Source organism: Delftia sp. WSY_22 (assembly GCF_043104185.1).
Classification (GTDB): domain Bacteria; phylum Pseudomonadota; class Gammaproteobacteria; order Burkholderiales; family Burkholderiaceae_C; genus Comamonas; species Comamonas tsuruhatensis.
Genome location: NZ_JBICKN010000044.1, coordinates 57,738 through 71,916, shown reverse-complemented (window position 1 = coordinate 71,916; position 14,179 = coordinate 57,738). Strand labels below are relative to the sequence as shown.

General features: G+C 67.4%; 12 protein-coding genes and 1 tRNA gene. 8 read left to right on the top strand and 5 right to left on the bottom strand.

Going from position 1 to position 14,179, the window contains the following annotated elements:
* The first annotated feature begins 25 nt into the window (after nucleotides 1-25).
* From ACF8NF_RS21345 to ACF8NF_RS21330, 4 genes are all read left to right on the top strand, one after another.
* Nucleotides 26-1,222, top strand: a complete 1,197-nt coding sequence (locus ACF8NF_RS21345; RefSeq protein WP_016447976.1) for an imelysin family protein — start codon at nucleotides 26-28, stop codon at nucleotides 1,220-1,222.
* A 105-nt stretch (nucleotides 1,223-1,327) separates the two neighbouring features.
* On the top strand, nucleotides 1,328-2,839 hold the full coding sequence (locus tag ACF8NF_RS21340; RefSeq protein ID WP_392451233.1) for a di-heme oxidoredictase family protein: 1,512 nt from the start codon (nucleotides 1,328-1,330) through the stop codon (nucleotides 2,837-2,839).
* Complete coding sequence (locus ACF8NF_RS21335) at nucleotides 2,839-3,933, top strand: imelysin family protein (protein ID WP_392451232.1); 1,095 nt, start codon at nucleotides 2,839-2,841, stop codon at nucleotides 3,931-3,933. Before ACF8NF_RS21340 ends, ACF8NF_RS21335 begins: the two co-directional genes overlap by 1 nt.
* Nucleotides 3,917-5,119, top strand: a complete 1,203-nt coding sequence (locus tag ACF8NF_RS21330) for a DUF1513 domain-containing protein (RefSeq protein WP_203399943.1) — start codon at nucleotides 3,917-3,919, stop codon at nucleotides 5,117-5,119. The genes ACF8NF_RS21335 and ACF8NF_RS21330 overlap by 17 nt, the downstream gene beginning before the upstream one ends.
* Nucleotides 5,120-5,225: 106 nt before the next feature.
* Here the strand turns inward: ACF8NF_RS21330 and ACF8NF_RS21325 are convergent.
* The 5 genes from ACF8NF_RS21325 to ACF8NF_RS21305 form a co-directional block, all read right to left on the bottom strand.
* Nucleotides 5,226-5,302: transfer RNA gene (locus ACF8NF_RS21325), tRNA-Met, on the bottom strand.
* 129 nt (nucleotides 5,303-5,431) lie between these two features.
* A complete protein-coding gene (locus ACF8NF_RS21320) occupies nucleotides 5,432-6,211 on the bottom strand; it encodes an enoyl-CoA hydratase (RefSeq protein ID WP_016447972.1) in 780 nt (259 codons plus the stop codon).
* A gap of 95 nt (nucleotides 6,212-6,306) precedes the next feature.
* A complete protein-coding gene (locus ACF8NF_RS21315) occupies nucleotides 6,307-8,229 on the bottom strand; it encodes a M61 family metallopeptidase (protein WP_046987732.1) in 1,923 nt (640 codons plus the stop codon).
* Nucleotides 8,230-8,350: 121 nt separating this feature from the next.
* Nucleotides 8,351-9,067 carry a DsbC family protein gene (locus tag ACF8NF_RS21310; RefSeq protein WP_016447970.1) on the bottom strand — a complete coding sequence of 239 codons (717 nt, stop codon included), beginning with the start codon at nucleotides 9,065-9,067 and terminating at the stop codon, nucleotides 8,351-8,353.
* Between the two features lie 144 nt (nucleotides 9,068-9,211).
* Nucleotides 9,212-10,357 (bottom strand): FAD-dependent monooxygenase, encoded by a 1,146-nt coding sequence (locus ACF8NF_RS21305; RefSeq protein ID WP_026062153.1) that lies wholly within the window; start codon nucleotides 10,355-10,357, stop codon nucleotides 9,212-9,214.
* A gap of 175 nt (nucleotides 10,358-10,532) precedes the next feature.
* On the opposite strand from ACF8NF_RS21305, the gene ACF8NF_RS21300 reads away from it, so the two are divergent.
* From ACF8NF_RS21300 to ACF8NF_RS21285, 4 genes are all read left to right on the top strand, one after another.
* Entirely contained in the window at nucleotides 10,533-11,399 is an 867-nt protein-coding gene (locus tag ACF8NF_RS21300) for an MOSC domain-containing protein (protein WP_034347768.1), read from the top strand.
* Between the two features lie 69 nt (nucleotides 11,400-11,468).
* The gene (gene ychF, locus ACF8NF_RS21295; protein ID WP_047217470.1) at nucleotides 11,469-12,563 is read left to right on the top strand and encodes a redox-regulated ATPase YchF; all 1,095 of its coding nucleotides are present in this window, start codon (nucleotides 11,469-11,471) and stop codon (nucleotides 12,561-12,563) included.
* 157 nt (nucleotides 12,564-12,720) lie between these two features.
* Nucleotides 12,721-13,263, top strand: a complete 543-nt coding sequence (locus ACF8NF_RS21290; protein ID WP_392451231.1) for a CbrC family protein — start codon at nucleotides 12,721-12,723, stop codon at nucleotides 13,261-13,263.
* A 5-nt stretch (nucleotides 13,264-13,268) separates the two neighbouring features.
* Entirely contained in the window at nucleotides 13,269-14,144 is an 876-nt protein-coding gene (locus tag ACF8NF_RS21285) for an SMI1/KNR4 family protein (RefSeq protein ID WP_392451238.1), read from the top strand.
* The last annotated feature ends 35 nt before the right edge of the window (nucleotides 14,145-14,179 follow it).

Below are 14,179 nucleotides of genomic sequence, written 5' to 3'. Positions count from 1 at the left end.
TCTCCAACCTCCGATCCTTTCTGCCATGCATCCCATCCTGATTGCAGCCGCCCTCGCTTTGGGCGCGGCCGCCCCGATGAGCCAGGCCGCAGCCGCCGGCACCGTTCAACAGCCCGTGAAGAAGAACCTCTCCGTTGCAGAGGTGGTCAAGCATTACGGCACCCTGGTGCACGCCAATTACTCGGATTCCATCAGCTCCGCCAAGACCATGCAGAAAGCCATCGGGGCCTTTCTCGCATCACCCAGCGAACAGGGCCTGAACAATGCGCGCAAGGCCTGGCTGGATGCACGCGAGTACTACGGCCAGACCGAGGCCTTCCGCTTCTACGCCGGTCCCATCGACAACGATGAAGGACCCGAAGGCCAGATCAACGCCTGGCCCATGGACGAGTCCTATGTGGACTATGTGGAAGGCAACCCCAATGCCGGCATCATCAACAACCGCAAGGAAGCCATCACCAAGAAGCGCCTGGCCGAACTCAACGAGCATGACGGCGAGGAGAACGTTTCCACCGGCTGGCACGCCATCGAGTTCATGCTCTGGGGCCAGGACCTGAATGACAAGGGACCGGGCGCGCGTCCCTACACCGACTTCGTCGATGGCAAGAAATCCAATGCCGACCGCCGCCGTGAGTACCTGAAGGTGGTGACCGAGTTGCTGATCGAGGATCTGCAGTCGGTGGCCGACCAGTGGAAGCCCGGCTCGGCCAAGAATTTCCGCGCCCAGTTCGAGAAAAAGCCCGACGACGCGCTGCGCCGCATCTTCGTGGGCCTGGGTTCGCTGTCGCGCGGCGAGCTGGCCGGCGAGCGCCTGGAAGTGGCCCTGGCCAGCCGCGACCAGGAAGACGAGCACTCCTGCTTCTCGGACAACACGCACCGCGATGCCGTGACCAATGCCCAGGGCATCCTCAACGTCTGGCAGGGCAGCTACAAGCGCCTGGACGGCAGCGAGCTGCAAGGCCCGGGCATCAGGGACTGGGTGGCCTCCAAGGACAGCGCGCTGGCCGACAGGACCACGCGCCAGATCACGCAGTCGGTGCAGGCGGCCCAGGCCATTCCCGCGCCGTTCGACCAGGCCATCCAGGGCGCGCGCGACTCGGCCTCGCGCGCCAAGATCCAGGCCACCATCGACAGCCTGGTCCAGCAGAGCAAGGACCTGGTGGAGGCGGCCAATGCCGTCGGCATCACCCAGCTCAACCTGGTGGACCCCAAGGCCAACTAAAAGAACATTCACCCCAAGCGTCCAACCCCTCTCACGCCCATGCGCCAAGGCCGCCGCCCCCGAAAGGGTTCGGCGGCCCTGGCTTTTCCAGGGACGTCCCCACCCATGAATCTCTCCCCCTCGCTGCTGGTCGCTGCCTCCCTGGTCCTGATGGGCTGCTCGGCCCAACAGCAGGACACGGTGGCTGCCGCTCCAGCGCGCGCGCCAGCACCGCAGCCTGCTCCCGATCCAGCTCCCGATCCAGTTCTTTTGTTCGCGGCACCCGGCGAGCCCCTGCCCCCGGGCGGCCAGACCACGGTCCACGCCACGGGCCGCAACGCCTTCTCGCTGCCTGCCGCCAACCTGGACGATGCCGAGCGCACGCGCTTCGTCATCGGCAACTCCTTCTTCAAGCGCAATTGGGTGCAGGCGCCGGCCTCCACCACGGCGCGCGATGGCCTGGGCCCGCACTTCCTGGCGCGCTCCTGCGGCGGCTGCCATGTGCAGGATGGCCGCGCCCAGCCGCCCGACTTCCATAACCCGCTCAAGCCCCAGCCGTTCGCGGGCCTGCTCATGCGGCTGTCCATTCCGGGCGAAGGCCCGCACGGCAGCCCGGTGCCGGACCCGGTCTATGGCGACCAGTTCAACACCGAGGGCGTGCTGGGCGTCAAGGGCGAGGGCCAGCTTCGCATCCGCTATGAACAGGTGCATGGCCGCTTTGCCGACGGCACGGCCTACACGCTGGAAAAGCCGGTCTACGAGCTGGCTGCGCTCAACTACGGCCCCCTGGCTGCCAACCTGATGACCAGCCCGCGCATTGCGCCCCAGGTCATCGGCCTGGGCCTGCTGGAGCACATCCCGGAGTCCGAGATCCTGGCCAACGCTGCCGCCCAGGCGGCCCTGGGCGGTCCCATCAAGGGCCAGCCCAACTATGTCTGGGATGCCTACGGCGAACGCATGATGCTGGGCCGCTTCGGCTGGAAGGCCAACGTGGCCTCCATTGCCCACCAGACGGCTTCGGCCTTCCTGGGCGATATCGGCATCACATCGAAGCGTTTCCCGCACCAGACCTGCACGCCCGCGCAAAAGGACTGCCTGGCCGCGCCCAACGGCAACGGCGCCGAAGGCGTGGAGATCGAGGACCGCGTGCTGGACGACGTGATCTTCTACCAGGCCACGCTGGCGCCGCCTGCACGGCGCAACGCCAGCGACCCTGCCGTGCGCCGTGGCGAGGCACTGTTCCACCAGGCCCAGTGTGCGCAGTGCCACCGGCCTTCGTACAAGACCGGCGGGGCGCTGTTCCCCGCGCTGTCTCCGGCGCTCAGCAGCCAGGCGCTGTCCGGCCAGACCATTGCGCCCTACACCGACCTGCTGCTGCATGACATGGGCGAGGCCCTGGCCGATGGCCGGCCCGACTTCAAGGCCTCAGGCCGCCAGTGGCGCACGCCGCCGCTGTGGGGCATAGGCCTGCTGCCCGATGTCAACAACCACCAGCGCCTGCTGCACGACGGCCGTGCGCGCGGCGTGCTGGAAGCCATCCTCTGGCACGGCGGCGAGGCCGAAGCCGCGCGCGAACAGGTGCGCCAGTTCAGCGCCGAAGACCGTGAAGCCCTGGTCAAATTTGTGGAGTCCCTCTGATGCAAGGCATGTGCATGACCCCTCGCCAAACCCTTTGCGCCGCCGCGCTGGCGCTGCTGGCCACCACCCCAGCCCAGGCCCAGGACGTGGAGGCCAACATGGCCATCCCCTTCTACAACACGGCCCATGCCGTGCAGGGGCTGTATGGCCAATGGTTCTCGCCCCAGGCCAAGGCCGCGCAGGCATCCGCCCAGGCGCTGAGCCAGGCGCTGCGCGCGCACTGCACGGCACCTGCGGCACCTGCGGGATCGGCTGCCGCCACGCTGCAGGCGGCGCGCCAGGCCTATGTGCAATCGTCGCGGCAGTGGAGCAGCCTCTCGGCCGTGGCCCTGGGGCCGCTGGTGGAGCGCCGCTCGGCACGCCTGGTGGACTTCCGCCCCATGCGCCCGGCCCTGCTCAAGAAGGCCATACAGTCGGCCCCCGCCGATCTGGCCGCCATGGAGCGCATCGGCGCACCCGCCAAGGGATACCCGGCGCTCGAGAACCTGCTGTGGACCCAGCCCGTGGAGCCGCAGACGCCGGCCTGCGCCTATGCCACCCTGGTGGCCGAGGAAATCGGCGCCGAGATGGGCATCCTCCGCAATGGCTTTGCCAAGCTTGCCGCCCAGGACTGGTCCGAGGACGGCGATGCCACCACCGAAGCCATGGCCGAGTTCATCAACCAGTGGGTCGGCGGCCTGGAGCGCCTGCGCTGGGCGGATATGGAAAAGCCCTTGCGCAGTGCGGGCAGTGCAGGCAGCAAGCCCCCCGCCTGGGAGCACCTGGCCAGCGGCAGCACCGTCGAGGTCTGGCGGGCGCACTGGCAGGGCCTGCGCACGCTGGCCGTGAGCGTGGACCGCAAGGTGCCCCGGCCCGGCGTGGACATCGTGCCCATCGAGTCCTACCTGCGCGGCCGTGGCCTCAACCCGCTGGCCGACCGCTGGCTCAAGGCCGTCAACGAGGCCGATGCCGGCATGCGTGCCCTGACCGAGCCGAGCGCCAAGGCCGTCGATGCCGCCACCAAGCCGCTGTCGCGCCTCAAGCGCCTCATGGAAGGCGAGGTGGCGCCTGCGCTGGAAGTCAACATCGGGTTCTCGGATGCCGACGGGGATTGAGCAGGCGCTGAATCGCCGCCGCTGGCTGCAGGGCCTGGGTCTGCTGGCTGCCATGCCGCTGGCAACCTCCCATGCGGCCAGGCCGTCTGGACCGGCACGGTCGCTGGCTGCGGCCTGGATGCAGGGCGAGCAGATGCGTGTCGGCATCGTGCAGGCCAGTGCGCAGGTGGACAGGCCGCTGCAGGTGCTGCAGGCCCTGGATGTGCCCACGCGCGCCCATGGCATGGCCGCGCTGCGCGACGGCTCCGTGGTCTTCGCCAGCCGCCGCCCCGGCGACTGGCTGGTGCGTCTGAAGCCGGGACAGGCCGCCGAGGATGCGCAATGGCAGTGGATAGAGCCCGACCGCTTCTTCAACGGCCATGTCATCGAAAGCGCCGATGGCCGCCATCTCTACACCACTGAGACCGACCTGGAAGATGCCCAGGGACTGATCGGCGTGCGCGATGCCATCACCTTGGAGAAGATCGCCGAATGGCGCACGGGCGGCATGGACCCGCACCAGCTGCTGCTGGACGCCGACGGCACGCTCATGGTCGCCAACGGCGGCATTCCCACGCAGTCCGAGACCGGCCGGCGCAAGCTGCAGCTGGACCACATGGACTCGTCCATCGCGCGGCTGTTGCCTGCAGAAGGCGGCGCCCGTGCCGGCCTGTGGAAGCTGGACGACAGCCGCCTGAGCCTGCGCCACCTGGCCTGGGGCCCGCAGGTCGCCCACGCGCCCGCGCGCCGCTGGCTGGGCATTGCGCTGCAGGCCGAGCACCGCGACACCGAAGCGCGCGCCGCCGCGCCCGTGCTGGCCCTGTTCGATGGCCACCGTTTGCATGCCGTGCCCCTGCCCGAAGGGCGCGAGCCCCTGGCCGGCTATGGCGGCGACATCGGTTGCGACGGCCAGCTCTTCGCCGTCAGTTGCCCGCGCGTGAACACCGTCACCTGGTGGCAGGTGCCCGGCAACGGCCAGGCCAGCGGACGCTGGCTGCGTGGCGATGCCATGCCAGGCGTGTACTGCGTGGCCAACGCAAGCGTCTCGCTCGATGCCAACGGCCGGCCCCTGCCTGCCGAGCCCGCGCTGTGGATGGGCGGTGCGCGCCAGGCCCAGCTGCGCCAATGCGGCCAGGTGTTGCGCACGGTGGCGGTGCCTGGAATGGCGCTGGACAACCACTGGATTGAGCTGAAGAGCCGCAGCTAGCAGCCGGGGGAGGGCGCCGAGCAGGGTGCGCTCCCGGCGTGCCCGCGCTCTGTTCGTCGGGCAAGAAAAAAGGGTCTACGCTTGCACGTAGACCCTTTTTTTTGTTTGGTGGCGCTTCACGGACTCGAACCGCGGACCTGTGGATTATGATTCCATCGCTCTAACCGACTGAGCTAAAGCGCCGTAAGACCTAAATTATATGCAGAATTTTTGGTCGATCCGGGAAGTTGTGCAAATTTCTCGAAATTTCTTTGCGAGAGGCCTGCAGTGCCTTGCCGGAAGACGCGCATTGTAGCGTGTCTTTCAGCAGGTTCAGAGATGTTTGAAGTTTGCGGGGCGCTTATTGACGAAGGCGTCCATGCCTTCCTTCTGGTCCTGTGTGGCAAACAGCGCGTGGAACAGGCGGCGCTCGAACATGACGCCGTCGGCCAGCGAGCCCTCGAAGGCGCGGTTCACCGATTCCTTGGCCGCCATGACGGCGATCTGCGAGAAGCCGCTGATGATGATGGCGGCGCCCAGGGCTTCGTCCATGAGCTTGTCGAAGGGCACGACGCGGCTGACCAGACCGGCGCGCTCGGCCTCGGTGGCGTCCATCATGCGGGCCGTGAGGGCCATGTCCATGGCCTTGGACTTGCCCACGGCACGTGGCAGGCGCTGCGTGCCGCCGGCGCCGGGGATGACGCCCAGCTTGATTTCCGGCTGGCCGAACTTCGCATTGTCGGCGGCGATGATGAAGTCGCACATCATGGCCAGCTCGCAGCCGCCGCCCAGGGCAAAGCCGCTGACGGCGGCGATCACGGGCTTGCGGATGCTGCGGATGGTCTCCCAGTTGCGCGTGATGTAGTCGCCCTTGTAGGCGTCGGCAAAGCTGTACTTGGCCATGGCGCCGATGTCGGCGCCGGCTGCAAAGGCTTTCTCGCTGCCGGTGATGATCATGCAGCCGATGGCCTCGTCGGCATCAAAGGCCTGCAGGGCCTGGCCCAGCTCGTTCATGAGCTGGTCGTTGAGCGCGTTGAGCTGCTTGGGGCGGTTGAGCGTGATGATGCCGACCTTGTCGGCTTCGACGCGAACTTCAATCATTTCGTAGGCCAAGGGAGTCTCCTGCTGGGGTTGTCGTCGTGATGCTCAAGAATAACCGGCCAGGGGCGCGGGTGCGCGTGTGTGCACGTGCGCGCCTGCACCGCGTTTCACGGTGTGCCGGGAGCCTGCGGGCTGTCGGCGCGGCCGCCCAGCCAGCGTCCCACGGCCTCTTCGTCGGTGATTTCCAGGGCGAGGTTGCTGGGAGACGGGAGCTGTGGAGCGCTGGAGATGGCAGCTTTTGCATCGCCGTTGTCCGTTTTCTCGACCATGGCGGCCTCGCTCAGCAGGGCCGAGCCCCAGGGCAGGGTGAAGGCCAGGATCTGGCGGTCGCGGGCCACCCAGGCCACGACCTCCAGCGCCGTGCCTGCGTACAGCGCCACATCGTCCAGGCGGGTGATGCGCCAGCGTGCGGGCTGTGCATCCTCGGCCCCGGTGGGCAGCTCGATGGCCAGCCATTCGTCGCCGGCCATGAAGCCTGCGCGCTCGGCCAGGCTGCCGCGCAGCACGGTCTTGACGGTGATGCCCTGGCTTTCCTGTACGCGCAGGCCCAGCCGCTGGGCAGTCTGCGCCGGTTCGGCCTTGGCCTGCACGCCCTGGGCGGCCAGCAGCTCGGCCAGCGGCAGGTCGTCGGTGCCGTGCACCCATTGCGTGATCTCGGGGGCGAAGCTGCGCCCGCCCAGCTCCTGCAGCACGGCCAGCACATCGGCCTCGCGCATGGGGCCGCCCTGGCAGCGCTGCCACAGCGCGCGCATCACGTCGTCCAGCGTGCTGCGGCCTTCGCGGCGCAGTTGCAGGTCCAGGGCCAGCGCGACCAGGCAGCCCTTGGTGTAGTAGCTGACGGTCTGGTTGGGCGTGTTCTCGTCCTGGCGGTAGTACTTGACCCAGGCGTCATAGCTGGCCTGGGCCACGGACTGCAGGCGGCGGCCCGGTGTCTGCAGCACCTGGTTGATGGTGCGCGTGACCAGCTTGAGGTACTGGGCGTTGTCGATCAGGCCGGCGCGGCGCAGCAGCAGGTCGTCGTAGTAGCTGGTGAAGCCTTCGAAGAACCACAGCAGCTCGGTGTAGTTCTCCTGCCCGTAGTCGTAGCGTGCGAATTCTGCGGGGCGCAGGCGCTTGACGTTCCAGGTGTGGAAGTACTCGTGGCTGATCAGGCCCAGCAAGGTGGTGTAGCCCTCGGCGGCCTTGCGCTCGCCCACGCGCGGCAGGTCGCGCCGGCCGCAGATCAGGGCCGTGGAGTTGCGGTGCTCCAGGCCCCCATAGCCGTCATCGACCACGTTGAGCATGAACACATAGCGCTGCATGGGCGCGGGCGTAGCCTGCTCGCCCGTACCGTGCCAGAAGGCCAGCACGGTCTCGCAGATCCTGCGTGCATCGGCAACCAGGCGCGCGCCGTCGAAGCTGGGCGCGGCGCCCGCAACGACGAAGCTGTGGGGCACGCCCGCGGCCACGAAGTCGCCACGCCAGAAGCTGCCCATCTCCACGGGGCAGTCCACCAGTTCGTCGTAGTGGGCAGCGCGGTACAGGCCCCAGCCGCGCGCATCGGCGTCCACGGCGTCCAGGCCGGTGGCCACCTGCCACGATGCCGTGGCGTCCGATGCAAGCAGCTGCAGCGTATGCGGCGTGTCTTCCTGGCCGTGCACGCGCAGGCACAGGCTGGTGCCGTTGAAAAAGCCGCGGCGGCGGTCCAGCCAGGCCGTGCGCACCGAGCTGTCGTAGGCGCAGAACTGGTAGTGGAGCACCAGCGGCACGCCGGCTGCGCAGTCGACCTGCCAGAGGTTCTTGCCCTGCTGGGCCAGCGCGACGGGACGGCCGTCCTGCTCGGCAGACAGGTCCTGGAGGTTCTTGGAGAACTCCCGCACCAGATAGCTGCCGGGAATCCAGACCGGCAGCGACAGGGTCTGGCCGGCGGCCGGGCGGGCGATGTGCAGCTGCACGCTGAACAGGTGCGCGTCCACATCAAGGGCCTGCACGCGGTAGTGGATGTCCGCTGCGGCAGTGGCAGCGGCGGTGGCGGCGAGGGGAGAGGTCATTCGGGCTCCTGCAGGTGTGGCCTGGAGGCTGCCCGGGCCCGCTGCGGCGGGCTGGAGCCGGGAAGCTCCGGCCAAGGGGAATCAGAGGGGCGGGCCCGGCATCGGGCCCGCGAGGCGGCGATCAGCGCGCGGCTGCGGCTGCGGCCAGGTTCTTCTCGACTTCCTGGGCGCTGATGGCGCCAGGCACTCGGGTGTTGTTGGTGAAGATGACGGTGGGCGTTCCCGTGATCTTGTACTTGCGGCCGAAGGCCAGGTTGCGCTGCACGGCCGATGTGTCGCATTGGGCAGCGGCCGGCACCTTGTCGCGCAGCATGTGGTCGGCCCATGCACCGGCCTGGTCCTTGGCGCACCAGATGTTGCGCGATTTCTCGGCCGAATCGGGGCTCAGGATGGGGTACAGGAACAGGTAGATGGTGACGTTGTCCACGTTCTGCAGGTCGCGTTCGAAGCGCTTGCAGTAGCCGCAGTTGGGGTCCTCGAACACGGCCATCTTGCGTTCGCCCTTGCCGTGGACGATGGTCACGGCGTCCTTGAGCGGCAACTGCTTGAAGTCCACCGCCGTCAGCTGGTTCATGCGGTCTTCGGTGAGGTTGCGGCGTGCCTTGGTGTCGATCAGCTCGCCCTGGATCAGGTAGTTGCCCTTGGCGTCCGTGTAGAACAGATCCGTGCCGATGCGCACCTCGAACAGGCCGGACATGGGCGTGGGGCGGATTTCGTCGATCTTTTCCAGCTGGGGAATGCGCTCGGTCAGCGTCTTGCGCAGGTTGGCGTCCTGGGCGTGAACACCGAGGCTCCAGGTCAGGCTGGCAGCCGTCAGCAGGCAGGCGAAGAGTTTCATGGCAATGCGGAGGTGGGCGGGGCCGCGTTCAGGCCGGCCGCGCCGTGGTTGAGGGGGGAGTGCGCAGCGCAGGGCGCCACGGAGCACGGGTACGAGTCGCAAATCGGCAAAGGGTTCAACGGCAAGCATTCCTGCATGCCGGGCTCAGGCGCCGCTGCGCGGGTCCAGGCCCATGGCCTGGCGCGCCATCCAGTCCTTGAGCGGGCCGAAGCGCTCGAAGCCCTTCATGCCCCAGTTGCGTAGCATCTGCACCGGCACCTCCGGTCGGCTGAACAGCTGCTGCAGCCCGTCCATGGCCAGGCCCATGGGCGCCAGCGCGGCCTTGCGCTCGCGTTCGTAGCGGCGCAACAGGCGCAGATCGCCCGTGCTGCGCCAGTAGCCGCGCTCCTGCAGCACGCGGGCCAGGGCCTGCACATCGCCCAGGCCCAGGTTCAGGCCCTGGCCTGCCAGCGGGTGCACGTTGTGGGCCGCGTCGCCCACCAGCACCCAGCTGCGGGCCGAACGTGCATCGCCGTCAGGCATGGAGCCGCACCAGTGGTCGGCCACGGCCTGCTGCAGCGGCCAGGCCATGCGCGGTGCGCTCAGCTCCAGCCGCCCCAGCGCGCCCTGGCTGATGGCTTCCAGCCGCGCCGTGAAATCCTGCGTGTCGGCGGCCAGCCAGCCATCGGCCAGCTCGCGGGCGATGGACCAGACCACGGCCACGCTGTGGCCTTGGGGGCCTTCCAGCGGAAGCAGGGCCAGGATGCCTTCGGGCGTGAACCACTGGCGCGCCACCTGGCCGTGCGGCAGCTCGCAGTGCAGCCGGGTGGCGATGGCGTGCTGTGCATAGGGCGTGACGGCGAAGTCCACGCCGAACTCGCTGCGCGTGCGGCTGGCACGGCCTTCGCAGATGGCCGTCAGCGGCGCGGCCACGGGCTGGTGCACCACCTCGACCATGGGCTGGTAGCGCACGGCCTCGGCCAGGCGCTGCTCCAGCGCGGGCACATCGACGATCCAGGTCAGGGCGTCGACGTCCTGGCGGGCAGCGTCGAACAGCACGTGGCCGTCCAGGTCGCCAAAGACTTCCATCTGCGTCACGGGCGTGGCGTGCTCGTCGTCCGGCCAGCAGCGCAGGCTGTCCAGCAGGCCGCGTGCGCTGGCATTGAGCGCGTAGGCGCGCACATCGGGCGCGTTGCCGGTGGGAGCGGCCACCACCAGGGCCACGCGCAGCCGTTCCCGGGCCAGCAGGAGAGCCAGGGTCCGGCCTGCGATGCCGGCCCCGCGTATACATACATCAAAGGTTTGCGCCATGGCCGGCATTGTAGGAGTCCGGGCCATGCCGGGGATTCCAACTGGCGCAAACTCCGGCTTTGGCGTGATGTGCCGCAGCCTGCGTCGCCATCTGGCATATTGCCGCCCATCGCATGGCGCCATTCGCGCCATGGATGGCATACACACTCCAGATTTCCCCAAAAAGAGCTATCCGATGTTTGACCAAGAAAGAGACGTGCAGGGCCGCATTGCCCAGTTGTGGGTATATCCCGTCAAATCCTGCGCGGGCATCGCGCTGCAAAGCAGCGGCGTCGGCGCCACGGGCCTGGCCTGGGACCGCCATTGGATGGTGGTCGATGCCAACGGCGAATTCCTGACCCAGCGCGACCATCCGCGCATGGCCTGGATACGCCCCGAGCTGGAGGCCGGCCACCTGGTCCTGCATTTCCCCCAGCTCCCGCCCCTGCGCATCCCGCTGCAGGCCACGGGCCCGGTGCGCCAGGCGCGCGTCTGGTCGGATGGGGTCCAGGCCTGGGACATGGGGCCGGAGGCAGCGCGCTGGCTGACCCAGGCCCTGGGCGCGGATTGCGCCTTGGTGCGTTTCGACCCGGCCGCGCCGCGCCGCACCAGCGAGCGCTGGACAGGCGGCGAGGCCGCGCCCGTGCACTTTGCGGACGGCTACCCGCTGCTGGTGCTGAGCCAGGCGGCCGTGGATGAGCTCAACCAGCGCCTGCAGGCCGCCGGCCAGCCCGCCGTCGATGCCCGCCGCTTCCGACCGAACATCGTGATCGAGGGCCTGGAGGCCCACGACGAGGACCGGGTCGACGGGTTCGACGTGCTCGATGCCCGGGGCCTGCGGCTGCGCATGGCCAAGCCCTGCACACGCTGCCCCATTCCCGACATCGACCCCGTCACGGCCGTGCAGGGCACCGCCGTGGGTGATGCCATCCGTGCCTACCGCCAGGACGACCGTGTCGATGGTGCCATCACCTTCGGCATGAATGCCGTGCTGGAAGGCCTGCACGACGGGGCTGAACTGGCTGTTGGCCAGTCCGTGGCCGGCGACTGGCAGTTCGCCTGAAACGACAGGAAATGCCCGGTTGACTAAAATACGGGGTTTGTCCCCAGAATCCCTGTAGAAAGCCCTGCCATGAGCCTCAAATGCGGCATCGTGGGCCTGCCCAATGTGGGCAAGTCCACTCTCTTCAACGCGCTGACGAAGGCCGGCATCGCCGCCGAGAACTATCCCTTCTGCACCATCGAGCCGAACACCGGCGTGGTGGAAGTGCCCGATCCGCGCCTGCAGAAGCTGGCCGACATCATCACGCCCGAGCGCATCGTCCCGGCCATCGTCGAATTCGTGGACATCGCGGGCCTGGTGGCCGGCGCCTCCAAGGGTGAAGGCCTGGGCAACCAGTTCCTGGCCCACATCCGCGAGACCGACGCCATCGTCAACGTGGTGCGCTGCTTCGAAGACCCGAACGTCATCCACGTGGCCAACAAGGTGGACCCCATCGCCGACATCGAGGTCATCCAGACCGAGCTGTGCCTGGCCGACCTGGCCACCGTCGAGAAGGCGCTGAACCGCTACAGCAAGGCCGCCAAGTCGGGCAACGACAAGGAAGCGGCCAAGCTGGTGGCGCTGCTGACCCCCATCCAGGCTGCGCTGGACCAGGGCAAGCCCGCACGCACGGTTCCCGTCTCCAAGGAAGACGCGCCCCTGCTCAAGCAGTTCTGCCTGATCACCGCCAAGCCCGCCATGTTCGTGGGCAACGTCAGCGAAGACGGCTTCGAGAACAACCCGCTGCTCGACAGCCTCAAGGCCTATGCCGAGGCGCAGGGCGCTCCCGTCGTGGCCATCTGCGCCAAGATCGAGGCTGAAATGGCCGAGATGAGCGACGAGGACCGCGACATGTTCCTGCAGGAACTGGGCCTGGAAGAACCGGGCCTGAACCGCCTGATCCGCGCCGGCTTCGGCCTGCTGGGCCTGCAGACCTACTTCACGGCCGGCGTCAAGGAAGTGCGCGCCTGGACCATCAAGGTCGGCGACACCGCCCCCCAGGCCGCAGGCGTCATCCACGGCGACTTCGAGCGCGGCTTCATCCGCGCCCAGACCATCTCCTTCGACGACTTCATCGCCTTCAAGGGCGAGCAAGGCGCCAAGGACGCGGGCAAGATGCGCGCCGAAGGCAAGGAATATGTCGTCAAGGATGGCGACGTGATGAACTTCCTGTTCAACGTCTGAGGCGGCACATGCTGCAGCGGGGCTGCTAAAGCGGCTCCCGCGCTTCTCGGAAAAACCGCGCTTTGCGCGGTTTTTTCTTGCCAGGAACGTTTCATTTCCACGCGCTGAGCCGCCATGGACAATGGCGCCTTTCCATTGGGGAAAGAGAGACCTTGAAATGGACCGCCCGCATTTCAGATTCCATCCCGGCGCCTACGAAGCCGTCTTCGAGCAGGAAGAGGGTGTGTGTTCCTGCTGCGGACAAAACCGCAGCCTCAAGTACGAAGGCCCGTTCTACAGCCAGCAAAGCCCCGATTACCTGTGTCCCTGGTGCATTGCCAGCGGGCAGGCTTGCGAGACATACGACGGCGAACTTGTGGGATACACCGATATCGAAGGCGTGTCGCCTGATCCGGCAGACCCGGAGCCCGCCATCGCCAGGGAACTGCTACTGGAGATCGCGCTGCGCACGCCCGGCTACAGGGCCTGGCAGCAGCCCGTCTGGCTCACGCACTGCAACGAGCCCTGTGTCTTCCTGGGTCACGCCGACAGGCAGGCCGTCGAGCCTTTCCTCGCTGAAGTCCTGCCCGACATCGAAGGCATCTACAAAAAGGATGCCCAGTGGATGCTGGAGCGGATGTCCAAGGACGGCATGATTTCAGGCTGCCTTTTCCGGTGCGTGCGTTGCGGCGAGCATAGGCTGCATATGGATGTGGGATGAACCCGATGATCGACTACGAAACGCTCTCCACCCAGACCGGCATTGCCTTGCCGCCACTGTTGAAGGAATTTCTGGCATCGGGAAAGACCCACTATGGCCCGGATTGGGCTGATACCTGGCGCCAGCGCTGCCTGCAGGACCCGCCCTTGTTCATGAGTTGGCAGGACTTCGAATGGATAGACGCCGAAGCCAGCCGGGAAATCATCGAGGGCTGGCTCAATCCTTCCGCGCAGAACGGCAGGCGCTTTTTGCCATTCGCCCAGTCGGGCGCCGGCGATGCCTGGTGCCTGACGCCGCTGGACACGCATGGCGTGGGCGTGGCGCTGGTGTTGCACGATGACGAGGCCAGCAGCGTTTCGCACGCCTGCTTCGATGACTTTGTCTGCGCGGGATTTCTGCAGGCCTTTGCGGACCTGAGCGATCAGCTGGATGAATTCTCGGAGCCGGAGGCTTTGCAATTGTTGCGGGCCGATGTCGCACAGACCACGCGCTTCATGACTCAGGAGTTGGGTGGCTATCTGCAGGATTTCTGTCGGCGTCCCTTGGAGATCAGGCCTTGGCGCGACGGGCCCCGGGCGCGTGTTCGCCAGGTGGCTTCATTGATTTCACAAGATGAACTGGCGGCCGAACTGGACCGGCTGCCCGCCGTGGACCTTTCCTTTCCCGTCGTGGCGCGCTGGGAAGTGCGTTCATCGGACGAGGGCAGCACGCAGCCCGGCCTGGTGCCAGAGCCCGCAAAGATCGACTGGCGCACCCTTGCCGCCGATCCCCTGCAGAAGATGGCGGCCATCAGGGCCTGCCAGAGCGAGCATGGCTGCAGCCTGGGACAGGCCAAGGCCATGGTGGACCAGTACATCGGAAGCTTGGACCGCCATGCCTGAACGCGGGCAACCCCGCCCCTGCAACCCACCATAAT